The 19,979-nt window shown below is 68.4% G+C and carries 18 protein-coding genes and 1 pseudogene; 6 read left to right on the top strand and 13 right to left on the bottom strand.

Features of this window, described 5'->3' with window-relative positions:
* Positions 1–567 carry a GNAT family protein gene (locus AB0313_RS09375; RefSeq protein ID WP_366305113.1) on the top strand — a complete coding sequence of 189 codons (567 nt, stop codon included), beginning with the start codon at positions 1–3 and terminating at the stop codon, positions 565–567.
* On the opposite strand, the pseudogene AB0313_RS09370 reads toward AB0313_RS09375, so the two are convergent.
* The 3 genes and pseudogenes from AB0313_RS09370 to AB0313_RS09360 form a co-directional block, all read right to left on the bottom strand.
* Positions 564–1,760: pseudogene (locus AB0313_RS09370) on the bottom strand (FAD/NAD(P)-binding oxidoreductase). The gene AB0313_RS09375 and the pseudogene AB0313_RS09370 overlap by 4 nt on opposite strands.
* 4 nt (positions 1,761–1,764) lie before the next feature.
* Positions 1,765–1,971, bottom strand: coding sequence for a DUF2945 domain-containing protein (locus tag AB0313_RS09365; RefSeq protein ID WP_307308451.1), 207 nt, complete (start codon positions 1,969–1,971; stop codon positions 1,765–1,767).
* Between the two features lie 81 nt (positions 1,972–2,052).
* The gene (locus AB0313_RS09360) at positions 2,053–4,269 is read right to left on the bottom strand and encodes a S9 family peptidase (RefSeq protein ID WP_366305111.1); all 2,217 of its coding nucleotides are present in this window, start codon (positions 4,267–4,269) and stop codon (positions 2,053–2,055) included.
* Between the two features lie 133 nt (positions 4,270–4,402).
* Here AB0313_RS09360 and AB0313_RS09355 point away from each other — a divergent pair, with 133 nt between their 5' ends.
* The 3 genes from AB0313_RS09355 to AB0313_RS09345 all read left to right on the top strand — a co-directional run bounded on the left by AB0313_RS09355 (position 4,403) and on the right by AB0313_RS09345 (position 7,514).
* Positions 4,403–4,966 carry a hypothetical protein gene (locus AB0313_RS09355; RefSeq protein WP_366305109.1) on the top strand — a complete coding sequence of 188 codons (564 nt, stop codon included), beginning with the start codon at positions 4,403–4,405 and terminating at the stop codon, positions 4,964–4,966.
* 13 nt (positions 4,967–4,979) lie between these two features.
* Positions 4,980–6,635, top strand: coding sequence for an FAD-dependent monooxygenase (locus AB0313_RS09350; protein ID WP_366305107.1), 1,656 nt, complete (start codon positions 4,980–4,982; stop codon positions 6,633–6,635).
* A 456-nt stretch (positions 6,636–7,091) separates the two neighbouring features.
* Positions 7,092–7,514 (top strand): Hsp20 family protein, encoded by a 423-nt coding sequence (locus tag AB0313_RS09345; RefSeq protein ID WP_141940300.1) that lies wholly within the window; start codon positions 7,092–7,094, stop codon positions 7,512–7,514.
* A gap of 177 nt (positions 7,515–7,691) precedes the next feature.
* Here the strand turns inward: AB0313_RS09345 and AB0313_RS09340 are convergent, their stop codons facing one another.
* From AB0313_RS09340 to AB0313_RS09300, 9 genes are all read right to left on the bottom strand, one after another.
* A complete protein-coding gene (locus tag AB0313_RS09340; protein WP_366305104.1) occupies positions 7,692–8,639 on the bottom strand; it encodes an ADP/ATP-dependent (S)-NAD(P)H-hydrate dehydratase in 948 nt (315 codons plus the stop codon).
* A complete protein-coding gene (locus AB0313_RS09335; RefSeq protein WP_307308465.1) occupies positions 8,623–9,414 on the bottom strand; it encodes a histidine phosphatase family protein in 792 nt (263 codons plus the stop codon). Before AB0313_RS09335 ends, AB0313_RS09340 begins: the two co-directional genes overlap by 17 nt.
* A 173-nt stretch (positions 9,415–9,587) precedes the next feature.
* A complete protein-coding gene (locus AB0313_RS09330; RefSeq protein WP_366305102.1) occupies positions 9,588–11,261 on the bottom strand; it encodes an alkaline phosphatase D family protein in 1,674 nt (557 codons plus the stop codon).
* Positions 11,262–11,472: 211 nt separating this feature from the next.
* Positions 11,473–12,600 (bottom strand): LCP family protein, encoded by a 1,128-nt coding sequence (locus tag AB0313_RS09325; RefSeq protein ID WP_366305100.1) that lies wholly within the window; start codon positions 12,598–12,600, stop codon positions 11,473–11,475.
* A gap of 79 nt (positions 12,601–12,679) precedes the next feature.
* Entirely contained in the window at positions 12,680–13,405 is a 726-nt protein-coding gene (locus AB0313_RS09320) for a low molecular weight phosphatase family protein (protein ID WP_366305098.1), read from the bottom strand.
* Positions 13,406–13,545: 140 nt separating this feature from the next.
* Positions 13,546–14,181, bottom strand: a complete 636-nt coding sequence (locus AB0313_RS09315; protein ID WP_366305096.1) for a DUF305 domain-containing protein — start codon at positions 14,179–14,181, stop codon at positions 13,546–13,548.
* A gap of 56 nt (positions 14,182–14,237) precedes the next feature.
* On the bottom strand, positions 14,238–14,663 hold the full coding sequence (locus AB0313_RS09310) for a hypothetical protein (RefSeq protein WP_366305094.1): 426 nt from the start codon (positions 14,661–14,663) through the stop codon (positions 14,238–14,240).
* A gap of 32 nt (positions 14,664–14,695) precedes the next feature.
* On the bottom strand, positions 14,696–16,843 hold the full coding sequence (locus AB0313_RS09305; protein ID WP_366305092.1) for a heavy metal translocating P-type ATPase: 2,148 nt from the start codon (positions 16,841–16,843) through the stop codon (positions 14,696–14,698).
* A gap of 31 nt (positions 16,844–16,874) precedes the next feature.
* The gene (locus AB0313_RS09300; RefSeq protein WP_366305090.1) at positions 16,875–17,228 is read right to left on the bottom strand and encodes a cation transporter; all 354 of its coding nucleotides are present in this window, start codon (positions 17,226–17,228) and stop codon (positions 16,875–16,877) included.
* A 270-nt stretch (positions 17,229–17,498) separates the two neighbouring features.
* On the opposite strand from AB0313_RS09300, the gene AB0313_RS09295 reads away from it, so the two are divergent.
* Together AB0313_RS09295 and nhaA are read left to right on the top strand one after the other, a co-directional pair.
* A complete protein-coding gene (locus tag AB0313_RS09295) occupies positions 17,499–18,179 on the top strand; it encodes a PAS and ANTAR domain-containing protein (RefSeq protein ID WP_366305088.1) in 681 nt (226 codons plus the stop codon).
* An 85-nt stretch (positions 18,180–18,264) separates the two neighbouring features.
* On the top strand, positions 18,265–19,617 hold the full coding sequence (nhaA, locus tag AB0313_RS09290; RefSeq protein ID WP_366305086.1) for a Na+/H+ antiporter NhaA: 1,353 nt from the start codon (positions 18,265–18,267) through the stop codon (positions 19,615–19,617).
* A gap of 26 nt (positions 19,618–19,643) precedes the next feature.
* On the opposite strand, the gene AB0313_RS09285 is transcribed toward nhaA, so the two are convergent.
* Positions 19,644–19,907: a hypothetical protein gene (locus AB0313_RS09285; protein WP_366305084.1), complete on the bottom strand. Its 264-nt coding sequence runs from the start codon at positions 19,905–19,907 to the stop codon at positions 19,644–19,646.
* Positions 19,908–19,979 lie beyond the last annotated feature (72 nt).

Here is a 19,979-nt window from a genome sequence, read left to right as displayed (position 1 = left end):
ATGCCCGCCATTTCCCTGCCCATCCGCACCGACCGGCTGGTCCTGCGCCGCTTTGACGGCCGCGACCTAGATGCGTTCCATGCGTACCACTCGATGCTGGACACTGCACGGTTCCTTCCCGGCCCGGCAAAGACCTACACCCAGTGCATGGAGCGGGTGGGCCGGTATGCAAACTTTGTCTTCGAAAAGGAAGGGGACTGGGTGGCCCTCGCCATCGAGGCCGCCGATGAACCCGGGCTGCAGGGCGAGGTTGTGCTCAAGTGGCTGCCGGGCAGCGGCCAGGGCGAAGTCGGGTGGACGCTGGCGCCCGGAGCCAGGGGCAAGGGCTACGGAACGGAGGCCGCCCAGGCCGTCCTGCGGCTGGGCTTCGAGGACCTGGGCATGCACCGGATTGAAGCCCGGCTGGATGAGCTCAACGCGGCCTCAGCGTCGTTGTGCACCCGGCTGGGCATGCGTCTGGAGGCGCGGCACATCGACAAGTGGCACTACAAAGGGCAGTGGGCCACCGAACTGGTCTACGCCGTCCTTGCCGATGAGTGGCGGATCGGGTCCTGCAGCCAGCCTTAAGCGCGGCCCTTGAGGATCAGGTTCCAGTAGATCTTGGGAAACAGGTCCCGGTCCACCACCCAGGACAGCTTGCTTTCGTTCCAGGTGGGCACGCGCGGGATGGTGGGCATGGGCCGGTAGCGGTCATCGAATTCTGCGAACACCACCGTGTCCCGGGAGACTGTGAACGGGCACACCGAGTAGCCGTTGTACTTGGCGCGCAGCGGCTTGCCCTTGCGGGCTGCCACCAGGTTCTTCGCCACCACCTTGGTCTGCTTGCGCAGCGCGCCGCCGGACTTGGAGTTGGTGGTGCCGGCGGCGTCGCCCAGGGACCATACGTTGGGATACCGGAGGTGCCGCAGCGTCTGCCTGTCCACCTCCACGAACCCGCCCGCGTCCCCGGTGGCCGGCAGGTCGGTGGCCTTGAGCCAGTCCGGTGCGGACTGGGGCGGAACAGCGTTCAGGACGTCGTACGTCAGGTCCTCAATGGTGTTCGCGGCGTTGTCCCGGATGGTGGCCCGCCGTCCGGAGGGGCTGACCGCCACCAGTTCGCTGTTGGTGCGCAGTTCGATGCCATACTCGGCGATTTTGCGGTCCAGTTCCCGGTCCACCTCAGGAACACCGAAGACGGTGGGGTACGGCTGGACCATCACCACCCGGATCTTGTCCAGGACCCCGCGGGCGCGCTAGTAGTCGCAGGCAAGGTACATGGGTTTCTGCGCGGCGCCGCCGCACTTGATGGGGCCGGCCGGCATGGTGAAGATGGCCGTGCCGGAGGTCAGGCCGCTGAGCAGGGTCCACGCCTTGGGGGCAAGGTCGAACTCGTAGTGGGACGCCCCGTAGGCGGAATGTACGGCGTCGGCGAGGCCGGGCACCGCGTTCCAGTCGTACTGCAGCCCCGGGCATACCACCAGCTGGCCGTAGCCCACCCGGGTCCCGGACGCCAGCGTGACCGTGTTGGCATTGGCGTCGATATCAACGGCGGCATCCCGGATCCAGGTGACGCCGTTTGGGGTTACCGATTCCTGCGGACGGATGGCTTCCTGGGCCTGCGCCCGGCCGCCGGCGATGTGCGAGAACAAGGGCTGGTACAGGTGGTGGTCCTTTGGCTCGATCAGCGCAACGTCCTTGACCCCATACCGCTCCAGCCGTGCCGCCAGCGACACCCCTGCGTTGCCGCCGCCAATGATCACCACCTCATGCTGGGCAGCCATGGCGCTACTTCTTCTCGGTCAGCGCGGACGCCTTGTGCGCTGCACGCGCCCCGGTCTTTCCCGATTCCACCACGTACTGCGGCTCATCCTCGCTCGCCCGGTGCGTATTGCCGTCAAGTTCGAAGTCGCTGGTCTTCTTTTCCACAATCCTGCCGTGCGTCCTGCCCTGCGAAGTGTTCCACTCCACGCGGGTTCCCTTGCTCAGTGACATGCCTGCTCCTCTGGTATTCCTGCGGAAAACAAGTGCCCAACAATAGTAAGCATGGTTAGCTTTTCCGGGTACGGCGATGGGTTACTTCACGCCCGCTCCCGGGAGCAGTTCGGTGGCGCCCAGCGCATCGGCGATGAATGCGTAGTCCCAGGCCCGTTCACGCCACTGCACGTAGCGGCCGGACGCGCCCCCGTGGCCGCCGTCCATCTCGATCTTCATCACGATGGGTTCGGACCCCGTGGTCTTGTTCCTCAGCTCCTGCACCCACTTCGCCGGTTCCACGTACAGCACCCGGGTGTCGTTGAAGGACGTGACCGCGGCAATCTTGGGGTAGGCCACCTCCCGCACGTTCTCGTAGGGGGAGTAGGACTTCATGTAGGCGTAGGCCTGGGGGTCCGTAATGGGGTTGCCCCACTCCTCCCACTCCAGCGCGGACAGCGGCAGGTCCGGGTCCAGGATGCTGGTGAGCGGATCCACGAACGGGACCTGCGCCACGATGGCAGCGTACTTCTCCGGCGCCATGTTGGCCACGGCGCCCATCAGCAGGCCGCCGGCCGAACCGCCCAGGGCCGCGATCCGTGACGGGTCCACCCAGCCGGAGGCTGCAAGCCAGTCGGTGGCGTCCACGAAGTCGGTGAAGGTGTTCTTCTTGGTGAGCTTCTTGCCGTCCTCATACCAGTGCCGGCCCAGCTCGCCGCCGCCGCGGATGTGGGCAATCACGAACACCACACCGCGGTCCAGCAGGGAGAGGCGGGCAATGCCGAATCCCGGATCCATGCTCATCTCGTAGGAACCGTACCCGTACACCAGGCCGGCCGCCGTCGAATCCTGTTTGACGGCCTTGTGCCGGAGGACGGAGAGCGGGATGCGCGTGCCGTCACCGGCAGTCGCCCACTCACGCGCAGCCACGTAGTCGCTGCTGTCATAGCCGCCCAGCACGGGGCTTTCCTTGCGCAGCAGCAATTCGCCGGCGGGCTGTTCGGGAGTGGGCAGGACAAAGTCGTAGATGCGCGACGGCGTGAAGTAGGACGTGTAGCCCAGCCGGATCACGGGGGCGTCGTAGTCGGAACCGCCCACGCCGGCTGTGTAGAGCTCTTCGTCGAACGCCGGCTCCACGGGCGCCTGCTGCGCCGGCGTCCCCAGCCCGGCCAGCCCCATCACCTGGACGCGTTCGATGGTGTCCTTGCGGATGGACACGATGAGGTGCGTGGCGGTGACGCCGGCGCCGTTGACGCGGACGTCGCGGGAATGCTCGACCACGGTCTGCCAGGCCTGTTCGCCCAACGGCTTGTGAAGCCCGGCCGGGTCCGCCAGCGAAACCATGGAATTGATGGCCCCGCGGTTGTGCGTGAGCAGGATCTTTTCTTCACCGTCAAGCAGGAAGGGCTCGGCTTCATAGAGTATGCGCTCGTCCCTGGAAATTACGGTGGTGATGGTTCCGGAGGGGTCGTCAAAGCGCAGCAGCCGGGTTTCGCTGTATTCCGAGCACCCGATGCCCAGCACCAGGTGGCGACGGTCGGCGGAGAGTTCGAAGCCGAGCCACATGGCGGGATCGTCCTCCTGGTAGACCACCTCATCCTCTGCCACGGGAGTGCCCAGGACATGCGCCTTCACCTGGTAGGGCCGCCAGGACTCATCCACGACGGTGTAAAAGAGGCGCGTGCCGTCCGGGGAGAACGCAACCCCGTAAAAGATGTTTTCGATGACGTCCGGCAGCAGTTCGCCGGTGCGCAGGTCCTTGATCCGGAGCGTGAAGCGTTCGTCGCCGGAGTTGTCCACGGCGTAGGCGTAAAGGTTTCCGTCGACGGTGACGGCCGTGCCGCCGACGGAAAAGAAGGGCTTGCCTTCAGCTTCGACGTTGCCGTCCAGCAGGATCTCCTCGCCGGGAATCCCCACGCCGGGCTCAACGGCCGGCGGAGTCCAGTCGGCCACCTTGTCGCCGGTGTCCTGCGCCTTCACGCGGCAGTGGATGCCGTACTCCTTGCCTTCGGCGGAGCGGCTGAAGTACCACCAGCCGTCCTTGCGGTGCGGGACGGAGAGGTCCGTTTCCTGGGTGCGGCCCTTGATCTCCTGGAAGATGGCCTCGCGGAGCGGCTCCTGGTGCGCGGTGACGGCTTCCTGGTACGCGTTCTCGGCGTGCAGGTGTTCAACGACTTCCGGTGATTCCTTGTCCCGCAGCCACTCGTAATTGTCCACGAACGTTTCGCCGTGGTGGGTGCGTTCGGTGGGGATTTTCTTGGCAACCGGGGGAACCGGGACGGCAGTGCCGGTGGAGTCCTGCAGGGGAGTGGAGGTCATGGATTCAATATATAGACCCCCTCCGGCAACCCCGCAGGCCGTTCGCTACCGGGGGAGCCGAAAAGGGCGAAGGACTCTGGGGCCCCGGCCCGCTGGCGGCCACGCTGGAAGCGTTGAGAGGAAAGGAGACGCCATGAAAGTCGAATCCGGACCGGCTCCCCGGGTCCAGGCCTGGCTGGCCGTTGCCCGCTGCGTGGGCAGGTCCTGCGTGATGCTGGCCCGCAGGCAGGTGCACCTCCCGAAAGACAACGTGGGGCGCGTGCTGCGGTTTGCCGACGGAAGCACGTCGCGGGTGTACCGGGAGACCGCCGTCGAACGCCAGGCCGCCGAGCCCTGCGTGCTGGTGGTGGCCTTCACACTGCGGTGGGTGCAGGGCAGGGCCCACCGCCTGTTCGAAGCGGAAAGCATCCTGAACACTCCGCTCTTCGTGGGCTTCCCGGGTTACGTGTCCAAGCTCTGGTGCGCCCACGACACGTTCGGCGCGTACCGGGGGCTGTACGAATGGGATGGCGCCGAGCGGGCGCACCGGTACGCTGCAGCCCTCTGGCGCGTCCTGGAGCTGGTGAGCGTTCCCGGGTCCATCAGTTACAAGGTGCTGCCGGGACTGCGCCGCGACGAGGTGGTGGCCAATCCTGCGCGGATGCAGGGGCTGCCGCAGTCCGACCACGCCTGGTGGCGGCTCCTCACGCAGCCGTGACGGCCGGCCCCTAATGGCAGCCGGGAAAGGCACGACGGCGGACACGGACGTCTTGGTGGTGGGCGCAGGTCCCGCCGGCCTCGCCACCGCCCTCCAGGCCCATGCGCACGGGGCATCGGTGCGGGTGGTGGACCGGCGGCAGCACCGGATCCGGCCCTCCCGGGCGATGATGCTGCATGCCCGGGCGCTGGAGGGGCTGCGTCCACTGGGCGTGACGGACGAGCTGCTCAGCCGTGCGGACACCACCCCCGAGGCGCGCATCCACTTGGGCCGGCGCACCGTCGAAGCGCTGCTTGGCCACGCGGACCTGCCGGACACCGCATTCCCGCACCTGACCCTGGTCCGGCAGGCCGACGTCGAGGACGTTCTCTGGCAGGCGCTGCAGGCCCGCGGCGTCCCGGTGGACTGGGGTGTCCAGTTCCACGGGCTGCACCGGGACAGGGTTGGGGCTTCCGGTCCGGCGCTGGTCCACGCGGAGCTCCACAGGGCCGACGGTGGGCAGGAGCAGCACCGCAGCCGGTTCCTGGCCGGCTGCGACGGTCAGTCGAGCACCGTCCGCGGCCTCATCGGGGCACGGTGGCGCGGCGGCCCGTATGGGGTGGATGCAGTCATGGCCGACCTCGAACTGGACGGCCCCCTGGACGCAGGGCTGCTGCACGTTGCGGTGGGCAGCGCCGGGCTGGTCTTCCTTTTCGCACTGGGGGAGGGGGCCGCGTGGCGGATGCTGGCCACCCGGCCGGCGGTGCCGCCGCCCGGTGCCCGTTTTGGCCAGCTGGGCTCGGCCGTCCCCGCGGAGGAGGTGGTGCGCCTGGTGCATAATTCCGGGCTGGGCGCCGTTGTCCGCGGGGTGCGGTGGTCGGCGCAGGTGCCGCTGCAGCACCGGATCGCCAGTACATTCGGAAAGGATCCCGTCTTCCTGGCCGGTGACGCCGCGCACGCCCATTCGCCGGCCGGCGGCCAGGGCATGAACAACGGCATTCTCGACGCCATCAACCTCGGCTGGAAGCTCGGGTTCGCCTCGACGGCAGGCAGGCCACTCCCGGAGCTTCTCGAGAGCTATGGGCAGGAGCGGCGGCCTGCCGCCCGGCGGGTGCTGGCCCTGACACACGTCATCTTCTTTTGGGAGGCCTCGCCCCATCCCGTGGCGCGCCTTGCGCGCAGTATCCTGCCGGCGCTTGCTCCGGCACTGCCGCTGGTGCTCCGGCAGCGGTGGCTGACGTCCAAGGGGATCCGGCTGCTGGCACAGCCGTTCGTGCACTACCGGAGCAGCCCCCTTTCAGTCGACGGTCCGCACCGGGCCGGCGGATGGCCGCGGCCGGGGGAACGGCTGCCGGATGCGCCGGCTGCGGTGGGCGGCCGGCCCACGCGCCTTCACGACCTCACCGCCGCGCCGGGGATCCACCTTTTCCTGGAGCGCGACGCCGGCCCGGTCACCCTGGGCGCAGCCCCCACCGTGCCGGTCACGGGGGAACAGGCACGGTTGCAGGGGCAACTGCTCCACGTCCACCGGCTCACCAGCCATCCCGGCCGCGGGGTGGTCGCCGTACGTCCCGACGGGTACGTGGGGTTCCGCTGCGGGGACGCGGACGCAGACCGGTTGCACCACTGGCTCCGGCTGGTGGGCGTGGCCGGGGACTGGAGGGTGGTTGCGGGCGGACGGCAAGCGTAGTCTGGTCAGTTCAAGGCACATACGCCCAGTGTGAGAGGGGAAGTTCCATGACCATCCCGCCAGTGCACGAACCAGAGCCGTTTCCGCCGGATCCCGGCCCGGAGCCCACGTCCCCGGACCCCACGCAGCCACGGCCCCCAGGGCCGCCGTCCCCCAATCCGTTCCCGGCACCGCCGGCCCCAGGTCCGCTGCCCGTGCCGGATCCGGGTCCGGCCCCGTTGCGCCCGGACCCCACGCGGGACTGAACCGCGAACCCGTGAAGGGGGCTTCCACCGCTGCACAGGCCGGGGTGGAAGGCCCCTTTTCGCTGTCCTGGGAGGAACGGAAAATCTTAAGAAATCCGTCCCGGCAGACCCTTGCGGACCTGCTTCACCAGTGCTAAAAAATCTATATCAGCCACTATAGATCGGCTGATAGGGAAATTGTGTTGGACCGTCTCTTACGAGGAGGGAAGCCATGTTGATGCGAACCGATCCGTTCCGCGAGCTGGACAGGCTGGCCCAGCAGGTCCTCGGCACGGCTGCACGCCCGGCGGCAATGCCAATGGATGCATGGCGTGAGGACCAGGAGTTCGTCGTGGCCTTTGATTTGCCCGGCGTGAAGGTGGATTCGGTGGACCTGGATGTTGAACGGAATGTCCTGACTGTGCGGGCCGAGCGCCCTGATCCCATGGGCAAGGACACCGAACTCATTGCCGCTGAGCGGCCGCGCGGCATCTTCAGCCGCCAGCTGATCCTCGGTGACACGCTGGACACCGAGCATGTGAAGGCCAGCTACGACGCTGGCGTCCTGACGCTGCGGATCCCGGTCGCCGAAAAGGCCAAGCCGCGCAAGATTGAGATCGAAACCAAGGGGGCAAAGCAGGAAATCGCCGCTTAGCTTCACACAGGCTCGGAAGGCGGGCAGATCTGTTGACTGCCTTTTTGGGGCGAATCGCCATTCTGTGCACGCCACAGCGCCAGACAGCGCATCGGCAGCTAAGGCCCTAACCTTCCGACACGACGGCCCCGGCTTCGGCCGGGGCCGTCCGCGCTTAAGCGAGCCCGGTCCCGTATATCAGACGCTGAATTCCAGCATCAGCGCCGGCAGTTCGTCGGCAAGTTCGCGGGCCAGGAATCCCAGCGGCCCCAGCCGAATGGCCAGACGGTCTGCCGCGGCTGCGTGCAGGTGGGTTCCCCAGCACGCTGCCTGGGCACCGGTGGTTCCGCGGGCCCGGAGCCCTGCGATGGCTCCGGCCAGGACGTCGCCGCTGCCGGAGGTGCCCAGTCCGCCGTATCCCGTGGTGATCTTCCACAGCGCGGGCTCATCCGGGTCCGGTCCGGGCGGCTGGGTGATCAGCCCCTGGCAGCTGACCACGGCGCCGTACCGTTCGGAAATCTCGGCCAAGTCTTTTTCGAGGTCGTCCACGTCCCGGCCCAGCAGGATCGCCGCTTCAGTGGGATTCGGGGTGAGGATCAACCGGCCGCGCCAGGGGTTCAGCTGGTCCTCCAGCGGCACCAGGGCGCCCAGGGCGTAGGCATCGAGGACGACGGCGGCGCCTCCTGCGCCCCCAGCGTCGCCGCCGGAGCCGCGGGGACCGCCGGGTCCACCGCTGGCCTCGCGCTTGAGCATTGCCTCAAGCAGTTCCCCTGCAAGGTCGGGATCATCCAGGCCCGGTCCCACCAGGACGGTGTCCGCCCGGTCCAGGTAGGAGGACATGGGGTCCAGGTCCGCCTTGACTGAGCCGCCGGCGGTCTCGGGGAGCCCGATGGAACCGCACTCCGGCAGCGCCACCCCGAGCTGCACGGAAACGGACTCTGCCACCGCCAGCGTGAGTTTCCCGGCCCCGGCACGCAGGGCCGTTGTGCCGGCCAGCAGGGCCGCGCCGGGGGTGGCGCGGGCTCCGCCGACCACCAGTACCGAGCCGCGGGAATACTTATCCGCGCCCGGCGCCGGCAGCGGCCACTCCCGCAGGAGCGACGGTGTCACCAGGGTTGCGCCGGAAGCATCACCGCGGCCGGACATTGGTATCTCCCGCATGCTGGGTGACGGTGACGCCCTGCTCCGCCAGGTGATCGGCCACATTGAAACTCTCCAGTGTCCAGGGGCCGACGCCGGAGGGACGGACGAACCGGGTCACCGAGGCATTGAGGATCGCCTCCCGGGCTGCAAGGTCCAGCAGTTCCTTCTCACTGAGTCCTTCCAGCACGTACCGGAACAGCATGATCACGGCGTCGTGGCACACCAGCATCACCCGGTGGCCGGTGCCCAGATTGTTCAGTTCCGCCAGCACGGACCGCAGCCGCAGCGCCACATCCGCCCAGGATTCCCCTCCCGGCGGCCGGTAGTACAGCTTCCCCAGCCACTCCCGGCGCTCGGATTCCTCCGGGTAGCGGTTCTCCACGCCCAGCCGGGTGAGCCGGTCCAGGATGCCCAGCTCGCGGTCCCGCAGCCGCTCGTCGATGGTCACCTGGAGCGGCCAGCCCGCCGTTTCCACCGCAATCTCAGCCGTCTGCCGGGCCCGCGCGTAGGGGGAGGACACCACCGCGTCAGGGCGGAGCTCCCTGGCAGTCCGCGCCAGCGCCGTACCCAGTGCCTTGGCCTGGTCCCTGCCGGTTCCGGACAGGTCCACGTCGGCGTCGCGGGCGGGAACCTGGATGACCTCCACGCCGGCCTCGCGGGCTTCCGTTGCCGCTACGTTGCCTTCGCTCTCCCCATGCCGGATGAGCAGGAGCTCCACCGCTCCGGCCTCCTGGACCGCTTCGGTCAGTCCGTCGTCGTTCGAAGATCCGCCCGTCAAAAAACCACCCCGTCCTCGCCGTTCACCTAACCGTGCCGGATGCCGTGCCGAATGCAGGAACACTACCAACGGCGTACCCAGGGGGCGGCGGAAAATAACGGACGACGGCGGCCGCACACCCCAGGTGCGCGCGCCGCCGTCGCGATGGCTACAGAAAGTGGCTCGGACCCGACCTACCGTTCGGGCGTCAGGACCTTGGAGAACACCGTGGCCCCGTTGGCGTTGCGGAGGCTCACCGTGAAGCTGTTGTCTTCGCCCAGCTGGACGTGGCCGAAGAACTGGTTTTCGCCGTCGCGCGGGGACTCGCCGGCAAAGCGCCCTGTCTTGGAGAACACCACCTCGGGGCCGAACGTGCCGTCCATGCTGTTGGGGCCAAAGGAGCCGGCGGCGATGGGGCCGGCCACGAACTCCCAGAACGGATCAAAGTCGGTGAAGGCGGCGCGCTCCGGGGAGTAGTGGTGGGCTGCGCAGTAGTGCACGTCCGCGGTCAGCCACACAGTGTTCTTCACTCCGTTGCGCTTGAACGCGCTCAGCACCCCGGCGAGCTCCAGCTCACGGCCCAAGGGGGCGCCGTCGTCGCGGTTGGAAACGCTCTCCTCGTTCACCGGGCCGTCCGGGACCACCACGCCCAGCGGGAGGTCGTTGGCGATGACCTTCCAGGTCGCCTTGGACTTGGAGACCTCGCTGACCAGCCAGTCCACCTGTTCCTGGCCCAGGATGGCGGTGGCGTAGGGTTCCTTGCCATCGGTGTTGGGCGACTTGTACGTGCGCATGTCCAGGCAGAAGATGTCCAGCTGCGGGCCGCGGGAAATCTTCCGGTAGATCCGGGCCGGCTGGTACTGGCCGGCGTCGTCGAACGTTCCCGGGCGCCAGATGGCGGAGCTGTCCGCGATGGGCATGTTCTCCTGCCATGCCTGCCGGCCGCGGGCGGCGAGGGTGTTCACATCACGCACGGTGTAGCGGGAGTCGTCCAGGATCTGGCCCGGGTACCAGTTGTTGTGGGTCTCGTGGTCATCCCATTGGGCGATCACCGGTACATCTGCGAACAGGGCGCGCATGTTGGCATCCATGGAGTTGTAGCGGTGCCGGCCGCGGAACTCGGTCAGCGTCTCGGCCACCTTGGAGACCTCCGGGGTCACCAGGTTCCGCCACACCTGGCCGTCCTTTTCCACCACCGATTCGGCGATGGGCCCGTCCGCGTAGATGGTGTCGCCGGAGTGGATGAAGAAGTCCGGACGGGTCTGGTGCATCGCCCGGTAGCCGCGCATGCCGCCGATCTCCTCGTTAATCCCCCACCCCTGGCCGGCAGTGTCGCCCGTCCACACGAAGCTTTGCCCTGACGACGCCGGGATGTCGCCACCGTTGCCCGTGGCACCGGTGCGTCCCTTGCCGTTGACCGTGCCGGCGTCGGGGGCCGTCCGGAAGCTGCCGCGGACCGTCTCACTGGCCGCGCCGCCGTCGTCCTCGAAGCTGATCTCCAGGGCGAACCTGGTGTTGGACGGGAGGTTCCCGGCGTGGATCTTGGCGGTGAAGTCCGAAGCCTGGGTGGCGCGGGGGCCGCGGAGGACCCGCTCAAAGGCGCCGCGCCCGCGCAGCACCTCCCCGCCGTCGTCCACCGCACGCAGGACCGCCGTCATCCGGCCGGCGCCCGAGGCCCGGGACCACAGCACGGCCGAGTCGGAGGTGACGTCGCCGGTGGCGATGCCGCTGGGCAGGGTGAGCCGGTTGCGCACCAGCGCGACGCCGGAGGGGCTTGCCTGGGCTGCGGCGGGGACGGATGCCAGGGCGGCGGCCAGGACGGAGCCCTTAACGACGGTGCGGCGTGAAACATGAAGGTTGGAGGTCATGCCCTCAGGGTTCCCGCAGCGGACGCACAAACATCATCCTGCCGGTGAACCGGAGGTAAGCCGGGGCTAAACTTCGCGGTATCAGGGGAGATTCGACGCGCGAAGCACTCCGGGACCCGCAAAGTCAGCGGCGCACGCCGAATACCGCCGCGTCAGGGAATATGCGCGTCGCGAGAAAATGGGCGCGTCCCCGCAGCCTCCTCCACCAGCGCTACGGCACGGCGAAATCTCCGATCCGTCCCTCCCTCAGCGCGGCGCCCACCGCGTTGATGCCGCCGTAATCCGGGAACACCACCGACTGGCCCGCCACCATTCCCGTTCCGGCCGTGGGCAGCGTCATGGTGCCGATCGCGTTCACGTCCAGGTTGCGCAGGCTGTAGGCGAGGATCGCGGCCTGGACGGGATCGAAGCCCTTGTCCACGGTGAGGCAGCAGGCGGCGTAGTCCACCAGCGAGCGGACGGCGTTGACGTCGTTCAGGGCGCCGCCGGCGGTGAGCCGGGCCAGGATGGCCCGGAGCATGGTGCGCTGGTTCTGGACCCGCTGGAAGTCGCCGTCGGTGAAGGCGTAGCGCTCGCGGCTGAACTCCAGCGCGGCCTGACCGTCCAGGTGGTTGATCCCCTGCGTGAAGGAGTGCTGGGTTTCGATGGTGGACTGGAAGGCGAACGGGACGTTGACGTCGATGCCGCCCAGGCCGTCCGTCAGTGCCTTGAAGCCGTTGAAGTCGAGCATCAGCGTGTGGTCGATGGTGATGCCCAGCAGTTGCTGCACGGTCTGCGTGGTCAGGTCGATGCCGCCGTACTGCAGGGCTGCGTTGATCTTTGAGCCGCCCACGCCGGGGACGTCCACCCACAGGTCGCGCATGATCGAGATGACGTAGAGGGTGTGCCGGTCCGCGGGCACATGGACCAGCATGAGGGCGTCCGAGCGCTGGTCGGAGGCTTCGCCGGTCTGCGCAGTGTGGGCGGCCTGATCGCGGGCGTTGTCGCGGCTGTCGCTGCCAATGACCAGGATGTTCATCTCCGTGGCGGGCAGTTCGGGGATAGGTGCAGGCGGTGGCGGTGGGGGCGGGGGAGTTGCGGAGGGCGTGGGAGTGGGCGTGGCGCTGGGCGACTGCGTCTGGGTGGCTGCCGGTTGCGCTTCCTTGTCCGCGCGGTTGAGGCTGAAGATTGCCACGCCGGCGGCCGCCAGGACCACCAGCGCCAGCAGGGCGGCAATCCAGCGCCTGCGTCCCAGGGCCGCCATCCAGGCAGGCCGGTGGCCGGATGCGCCGGTGGGCCCGGAACCGGGATTGCCGGCGCCGCCGGGCCCGGATGGATCAGAACCGCCTGGAATGCTCATGACGCCTCCACCTCATTGTGATTGGTGGGTTCAGTCTGCGTCGGGCAGGACCCGGTTGGCTACAGGAGTATCCAAACCGTCACCTGCCGGTTTCAGTCCTGGCAGGGGCGTTGAGGCGGGCATGGCGCAGGATGGAGACGATCGCCGGAGCCAGTTGGTCCTCCATGTCCCGATAGACCTCGGGCGCTCGGCGGTAGGGGTCCACGATGTCGTTGTCGGCCGGGTCGGCCGGAAGGGAGAGGTGCCGTACCCCGGCGGCCCGCGCCGGCAAGCCGCGCCATAGGGCGGCGTTGGCAGCCAGCAGGTGGTCGCCGTCGGACGCGTTGGCTTGGGAAGGTACGACGGCGGCGCCCCGGCTCCCCGCCAAGGCCCCCCGCTGTCCGTCGGCAGCTTCGCGGGTCTCCTGGGCGCCTGCGGCCTCGGCGGCGCGCTGGCCCAGGACATCGAGCATGCGTGCGAACTCGCGGATGGTGAACGTGCGTTTGAGCAGGGAGGCGTCCAGCTGGAGGACCTCGCCGCGGTGCCCGGACGTCATGGTCAGCACCAGGTCCACGCCGCGCAGGATCTTTGGCGTGAGCTGCCGCGCAGCGAAGCCGTCCGGGTTGCCGCCGTAGGTCCGCACTATGTCCGCGGAAATGGGCTGCATGGGCTCGCCCACCATGGCGCGGGTGCCGGCGCTGGCCACGAGGAAACCACCCGGCACCACCTGGTCCAGTCCTGCCTGCAGCAGCCGTTCGGCCACCGGCGACCGGCAGATGTTTCCGGTGCAGACGGTCAGGATTCGTACTGGTGCGGAAGTGTCCAAGGAGATGTTCTCTTTTCCCAGCTGGTGGCGGATCCGTTCGGGCCCCTGCCCTTCAACTTAACACGCACCGGCGTGGCGGCGGCTCCCTTGCGGGTGCCGCCGCCACGCCGTGAGCAGCCGCCGGACGGCTGGACTGCCGGCTAGAGCGTGGCCAGCAACTGCTTCATCCGGGTGATTTCCGCCTGCTGGGCGTCCACGATGTCATGGCCCAGCTTCACTGCATCCGGGGACTTGCCGGCGCTGATCTCCTGCTGTGCCATCTCGATGGCGCCCTCGTGGTGGCCGATCATCTGCTCGAGGAACAGCTTTGCGGCATCGGTCCCGGTGGCGGACTTGAGCTTTTCGATGCCGGCGTCGTCCACCATGCCGGTCATGCCGTGGCCGGAGTGGTCGCCCATCGCGGTGGGGGCGCCCCAGCCTGCCAGCCAGCCGGTCATCTGCTGGATCTCAGGTGCCTGGGCGGCCTTGATCTTGGTGGCAAGCGCGGCCACCTCTGCCGGCATGCCGGATTTGGCCAGGATGATGTCGCTCATCTCCACTGCCTGCGAGTGGTGGGGGATCATCATCTGGGCAAACATGATGTCCGCCTGGTTATGGTCAGCGTTGGCGCCGGTCGACATGCTGCCGGCGCTGGGCATGGCACTGGACATGGCGCCGGCGCTGCCGTGGTCCATCGGCATGCTGTTGCCGGAACCGGCGTTGGCGGCGCATCCTGCCAGGCCGAGCGAGGCGGCCAGGGCAGCAGCAATGGACAGGGTCTTAAAAGTGGTGTTCATGATTGTCCTTCAGGGGAGGTACGGGAACTGGGCCGTGATGGGTGGCGCGGTCCGGTTTACGTCCGGCTGATGGACAGTGCGCAGGGGGTGGGGCTGGGCTGCAGGTAGCCGTATGCGGAACCGGCGTTCCCGGTTGACGGCAGCAGCGGCAGGGCCGCCTGCGTTGCCTGCGGCGGGGCAACGGTGATCGGGCCGCTGGGTGCCGTTGGGATGCACGGCGCCCCCGATTCCTGCGCGCCGGGGCAGGAATCACCGCAGACAGCGGGGGCAAGCCCCTGCATGTCCGTGGCGGAGGCGCGCGGCGTGTGCAGGGCATGGGCGGCGCCGGCAGAATGCGCGACGACGGTGTGCCCTGCAGGTGCCCCGTGCGAGGCGTGGCCGGAGGTCATGACGTGCATGCCCAGCAGTCCGGCGATGACGGTCAAGGCGGCGGCGAACAGCCAGGCCCTGTGAAGGAGGGCCGCCACGGCGCGGGTGGTCATGGCGGTGCCTCCTTCCGCTCGGTCCGCAGTACTCAACGTACCTCGGAAGGGTTCAGTTTCAGGCGGCGGAGCAGCTGGGCGTTCAGCGCCACCACCACGGTGGATGCGGACATCAGTACGGCCCCTGCGGCGGGGGAGAGGACCACGCCGGCAAACGCCAGGACGCCGGCGGCCAGCGGCACGGACACGATGTTGTAGCCGGTGGCCCACACCAGGTTCTGCCACATCTTCCGGTAGCTGGCCCGGGACAGGTCCACCATGGACAGCACGGCCCGTGGATCGTTTCCTGCCAGCACCACGCCGGCGGATTCCACCGCCACGTCGGTTCCGGCGCCGATGGCGATGCCCACTTCGGCGCGGGCCAGGGCAGGGGAGTCGTTGACGCCGTCGCCCACCATGGCCACCTTCAGTCCGCGGCCCTGCAGCTCGGCCACTTTCTTGTCCTTGTCGGCGGGCAGGACCTCGGCGAATACCTCGTCGATGTCCAGGTCCGCGGCCACGGCCCGGGCAACCTGGCGCGCATCGCCGGTGACCATGGCCACCTTGACTCCGCGCCGCTGCAGGGCTGACACGGCCTGCCGCGACTCCGGCCGCACCGCATCCTCCATGCTCACGGCACCCAGGACGGAGCCGCCGTCGACCACGTGCAGCACGGCCGCTCCACGGTCCATCCATGCACGCGTCCGGATGGCCAGGGAATCGGGTTCGACGACGCCGAGCTCGCGCAGGAGGGCAGGCCCGCCAACGTGCACGCCCCGGCCGTCCACGGTGGCCCGGACTCCGCGGCCCGTCAGCGAGGTGAATTCGGTGGCCGCCGGCAGCGTCAGGTTGCGTGCCTTGGCCGCCCGCACGATGGCCCGCGCCACTGGGTGCTCGCTGTCGGACTCCACGGCGGCGGCCAGGGCAAGGACCGCGTCAGCATCGGCTCCTTCGGCCACGGCGACGTCCTTCAGCTCGGGCTCTCCGGTGGTCAGGGTGCCGGTCTTGTCGAACAGGACTACGTCGATGGTGCGCATCCGCTCCAGCGCCATCCGGTTCTTGATCAGGACACCGGCCCGTGCTGCCTGTTCCGTGGAGATGGCTATCACCAGCGGGATGGCCAGGCCAAGGGCGTGGGGGCAGGCGATCACCAGGACGGTGACGGTCCGGGTGACGGCGTCGGGGACGCTTCCCAGCAGGGTCCAGGCGATGAAGGTCAGGACGCCGGCCCCGGCGGCAAAGTAGAAGAGGAACGCCGCGGCGCGGTCCGCCAGTGCCTGGGCGCGGGACGATGACGCCTGCGCTTCCTCCACCAGCCGCTGGATCCCGGCCAGGGCGGTCTGGTCCCCCACGGCCGTGACCCTGACGCGGACACTGCTGTCTGTGGCTACGGTTCCGGCCACCACGGGGTCTCCGGCGCCGCGGGCCACGGTCTTGGATTCGCCGGTGATCATGGACTCGTCGAACTCGGCCTGGCCCTCCACTACGTTGCCGTCAGCCGGCATGCGGGCGCCGGGACGGACCAGGACCAGGTCCCCGGGGTTGAGTTCGGACACCGGGACGGTCTCGGTGCCGCTGTCCGTGATGCGTTCGGCCTCGTCCGGGAGCAGCGCGGCGAGGGCGTCAAGGGCGCCCTGCGCGGAGCCGAGGGCCCGCATTTCGATCCAGTGCCCCAGGAGCATGATGGCCACCAGCAGTGCCAGCTCCCACCAGAAGTCCAGGTCGAAGCCGCCGATCCCCAGGCTGGTGACCCAGGACGCGGCGAACGCCACGGTGATGGCCATGGCGATCAGCAGCATCATGCCCGGGGCGCGGTCCTTGAGCTCCTGCAGGCCGCCCTTGAGGAACGGCTGGCCGCCGTAGAAGAAGATGACGGTGCCCAGGACCGGCGGGATCCAGGCGGAGCCGGGGAACTCCGGCGGCATGTAGCCCAGGAGGTGGGCCATCATGGGGCTGAAGTAGACCACCGGAACGGCAAGGGCCAGCGTCAGCCAGAACTTGTTTTTGAACATGGCCGTGCTGTGCCCGGCGTGCTGGCCGTGGGTGTGGACGGTGTGGTCGTCGTCGGCGTGGTGGCCGGGCTGGGCATTTCCGGTGTGCTGGGTGTGGGCGGCACCGTGGGCCGGCGGTTCGGTAAGCGTGCCGCTGGGCGGCTGGTGGTGGGAGCCGTCGGGGTGGTGAGAGTCGTGATGGTCCTGCATTGTTCCTCCTTGGAGGCAATCGCTGGCTGTGTCAGGCGAGGGTGTAGCCGGCGGATGCGACTGCCGCGCGGACGGCGGCGTCAGACGCCGGGCCAGTGACGGCAAGCCGGGACAGGCCGCCGGGCACCAGGTCAACGGAGGCCGACGTCACGCCGGCAAGCGCGGACACGGCCGTCTCAACGGACCGGACGCAGTGACCGCACGTCATGCCCTCCACGGCGAAGTTCCGCAGGGTGGAGGCGGCGTCGGAAGGTACGACGGCGGCAGTTGCGTCCTGCGGCGCGGTTGCAGGCAGGCTTCGGGACGGCTCCACGGCCCTGGGTGGGGCGCAGCAGCTGCAGCCGGAGGCAGCGAGGGGGAGTGGGACGCGGTTCCCGATGTTCATGTCAGTTCCAATCCGTTGAAGGAATCAAGGGGTGCTGGGGTTGAACGGCTGTGAAAGGCTGGCGCGCGCACCGGCCGGGACATGCCACTTCACTGACAACACCCCCAATATACCCCCAGGGGGTATCAGCGTCAAGCGCTCTACTGCATCCATCCGCCAACTTCCATGGGACCTCCCGCACTACCTTCTGCTGTCCCGGGCGACCATACTGGAAGTAGCGAGGACAGAGCCCGCCCGCTGGGGGCTGGCCTTTGCGCGGGAGGTGGACCTGTGACGGAGCTCAGTGATTTGTATGTCTATTCGAGCGCCCTCGGGGACAGCGAAAGTGATGCCGGCATCTTCAGGGTGGACCTGGGGCCTGACGGCCCCACATTCCATTGGTCCGAGGGCATGTACCGCCTGCACGGTTACCAGCGTGGGGAAGTGGTTCCCACCCTGGAGTTGATCTTCGCCCACAAGCATCCCGATGACCGGGAGCGGTGCGAGGAAATCGTGGCGCAGGTTTCCAGTACCGGCGGGTTCTTCTGCATGTACCACCGGATCGTTGATGCGCGGGGCAGGACCCGGCGGGTGCTGACCTCGGGAGAGTCGGTTCTTGGCGCCGACGGCTCCGTGGCGGCGCTCGAAGGCGTGACCGTGGACCTCAGCCGGACGCTGCAGCGCGAAACCGAGGAGACGGCCCGGGACGCGGTGGCAGGCGCCACGGCCACCAGGACCGTCATCGACCAGGCCCGCGGCATCCTCATGGGCCAGCTGAAGCTCGGTTCTGACGACGCCTTCCAGATGCTGGTGAGCACCAGCAGCCACCGCAACGTAAAGCTGGTGGTGGTGGCGGCGGAGCTGGTGCAGCTGGCTAACTCGCCGGAGGCACGGAACTACCTGGACCGGGCTGTGCGGGCCATCCAGGTGCACGGCCGGGCGGAGCACGCCGGAGACCGCCGCGCCGGTTAGGCCCTGTGGCCCGTAAGATGGACGGAGGTGCGCCGGGAAGTCTGGTCGGCATGGATTTGTCGAACCCGGATTAAAGGACGCCTGCATGGACTCCGTAACGCCCCCTCCCAGCCGGAACAGGTTTGTTGGTTCCACCGTTTTTTCGCGTGGCAGCTACGCCGAAGCACTGCGCATCGGCGAGATCCTGCGCAAGGAGACCGTGGGCGGCGCCCTCCTGGTCCTTGCCGCTGTCATCGCCCTCATTTGGGCCAACTCCCCGGCGTCGGACAGCTACTTTGCCCTCCGCGACTTCACGGTGGGCTACGAGCCATGGCACCTTGAACTGAGCCTCGGGGCGTGGGCGGCAGACGGACTGCTGGCCATCTTCTTCTTCCTGGTGGGCCTGGAGCTCAAACGCGAATTCGTTGCCGGTGACCTGCGCCAAATCAGCAAGTCGATCGTCCCCGTGGCCGCCGCCGTGGGTGGCGTGGCGGTCCCGGCGGTGATCTACGCCCTCGTGAACCTCGCCAGCCCCGGGACACTGCGCGGCTGGGCCATCCCCACCGCCACGGATATTGCGTTCGCCGTTGCCGTCCTGGCGATCATCGGCTCCCACCTGCCCAGCGCGCTGCGGATCTTCCTGCTGACACTGGCCGTGGTGGATGACCTGATCGCCATCACCATCATCGCGTTCTTCTACTCCAGCGACATCCAGGCCACGCCCCTGCTCCTGGCGCTCATCCCGCTGGCCATCTACGCGTTCCTGGCGCAGAAGTACCGCCGGTTCTTTGGCCGCCACGCAGCCGCCGCCTGGCTGATCCTGCTTCCGCTGGGCGCGGTGACCTGGGCTCTGGTGCACGCCTCCGGCATCCACGCCACCGTTGCCGGGGTCCTGCTGGGCTTCGCCATCCCTGTGATCCGGTCGCAGGCCTCGGGCGGACCGGAAGCCGGCCCCGGGCTTGCAGAGATTTTCGAGCACCGGTTCCGGCCCATTTCCGCCGGTGTTGCCGTGCCCATTTTTGCCTTCTTTTCCGCGGGCGTGGCCGTGGGCGGCTGGGATGGCCTGGGCTCGGCCCTGGCCGATCCGGTGGCGCTGGGCATCATCCTGGGCCTGGTCCTGGGCAAGCCGGTGGGAATCCTGGCCACCACCTGGGTCCTGACCAAAGCCACCAGGGCCACCCTGGACAGCTCCTTCAAGTGGATCGACGTGTTCGGCGTTGCCCTGCTGGCAGGCATCGGCTTCACCGTCTCCCTGCTGGTGGCGGAGCTCAGCTTCGGAAACGGCAGCCTGCATGACGACCACGCCAAGGTGGGTATCCTGGCCGCGTCACTGATCGCCGCGCTGCTCGCGACGGCCGTGCTGCGCACCCGCAACCGCCAGTACCGGGCCGCCGAAGAGCTGGAGCGGGTGGATTCGGACCAGGACGGCGTCCCGGACGTCTACCAGGAACGCGCCTGACGCCTCGCCGGGCTCCAGGTGGACATCTAGGCCGGCGCGAGTGGCTTCGCCGGGGGCTGTGGCTTGGCTGGGACTTCCACCGTGACCGGGGCCGGGTCCACGTGGCGGATTTCCAGGGCCTCCGGATCCAGCAGTTTGCGCGTGCCGGTGCGGGCGTCCAGGATCCAGAAGAGTTCCAGGGCCGGGACGACGTCGGTCACCCGGCCTTTGTGGAAGAGCCTGCCGCGGTGCCACGCCTCGATCTGGTCCCCGATGCGGAGCTGGGCCGTACGTACTCCTTGTGCCTCCATGCGGGCTGCCTCCTGCTGTTGTATCCCCGTAAGCACAGCTTGCCGGGGCCAGGTTGCCGGAGTGTTTCCGCG

Source organism: Pseudarthrobacter sp. NPDC080039, assembly GCF_040702335.1.
GTDB lineage: Bacteria > Actinomycetota > Actinomycetes > Actinomycetales > Micrococcaceae > Arthrobacter > Arthrobacter enclensis_A.
The sequence above is the reverse complement of the archived record's forward strand: the minus strand, read 5'-3'. Positions and strand labels throughout refer to the sequence as shown.

What these genes read in the sequence shown, in the direction of transcription:
- AB0313_RS09375 (WP_366305113.1), top strand. Translation starts at nt 1, where the DNA reads ATGCCCGCCATTTCCCTGCCCATCCGCACCGACCGGCTGGTCCTGCGC.
- AB0313_RS09365 (WP_307308451.1), bottom strand. Translation starts at nt 1,971, where the DNA reads ATGTCACTGAGCAAGGGAACCCGCGTGGAGTGGAACACTTCGCAGGGC.
- AB0313_RS09360 (WP_366305111.1), bottom strand. Translation starts at nt 4,269, where the DNA reads ATGACCTCCACTCCCCTGCAGGACTCCACCGGCACTGCCGTCCCGGTT.
- AB0313_RS09355 (WP_366305109.1), top strand. Translation starts at nt 4,403, where the DNA reads ATGAAAGTCGAATCCGGACCGGCTCCCCGGGTCCAGGCCTGGCTGGCC.
- AB0313_RS09350 (WP_366305107.1), top strand. Translation starts at nt 4,980, where the DNA reads ATGGCAGCCGGGAAAGGCACGACGGCGGACACGGACGTCTTGGTGGTG.
- AB0313_RS09345 (WP_141940300.1), top strand. Translation starts at nt 7,092, where the DNA reads ATGTTGATGCGAACCGATCCGTTCCGCGAGCTGGACAGGCTGGCCCAG.
- AB0313_RS09340 (WP_366305104.1), bottom strand. Translation starts at nt 8,639, where the DNA reads ATGTCCGGCCGCGGTGATGCTTCCGGCGCAACCCTGGTGACACCGTCG.
- AB0313_RS09330 (WP_366305102.1), bottom strand. Translation starts at nt 11,261, where the DNA reads ATGACCTCCAACCTTCATGTTTCACGCCGCACCGTCGTTAAGGGCTCC.
- AB0313_RS09325 (WP_366305100.1), bottom strand. Translation starts at nt 12,600, where the DNA reads ATGAGCATTCCAGGCGGTTCTGATCCATCCGGGCCCGGCGGCGCCGGC.
- AB0313_RS09315 (WP_366305096.1), bottom strand. Translation starts at nt 14,181, where the DNA reads ATGAACACCACTTTTAAGACCCTGTCCATTGCTGCTGCCCTGGCCGCC.
- AB0313_RS09310 (WP_366305094.1), bottom strand. Translation starts at nt 14,663, where the DNA reads ATGACCACCCGCGCCGTGGCGGCCCTCCTTCACAGGGCCTGGCTGTTC.
- AB0313_RS09305 (WP_366305092.1), bottom strand. Translation starts at nt 16,843, where the DNA reads ATGCAGGACCATCACGACTCTCACCACCCCGACGGCTCCCACCACCAG.
- AB0313_RS09300 (WP_366305090.1), bottom strand. Translation starts at nt 17,228, where the DNA reads ATGAACATCGGGAACCGCGTCCCACTCCCCCTCGCTGCCTCCGGCTGC.
- nhaA (WP_366305086.1), top strand. Translation starts at nt 18,265, where the DNA reads ATGGACTCCGTAACGCCCCCTCCCAGCCGGAACAGGTTTGTTGGTTCC.
- AB0313_RS09285 (WP_366305084.1), bottom strand. Translation starts at nt 19,907, where the DNA reads ATGGAGGCACAAGGAGTACGTACGGCCCAGCTCCGCATCGGGGACCAG.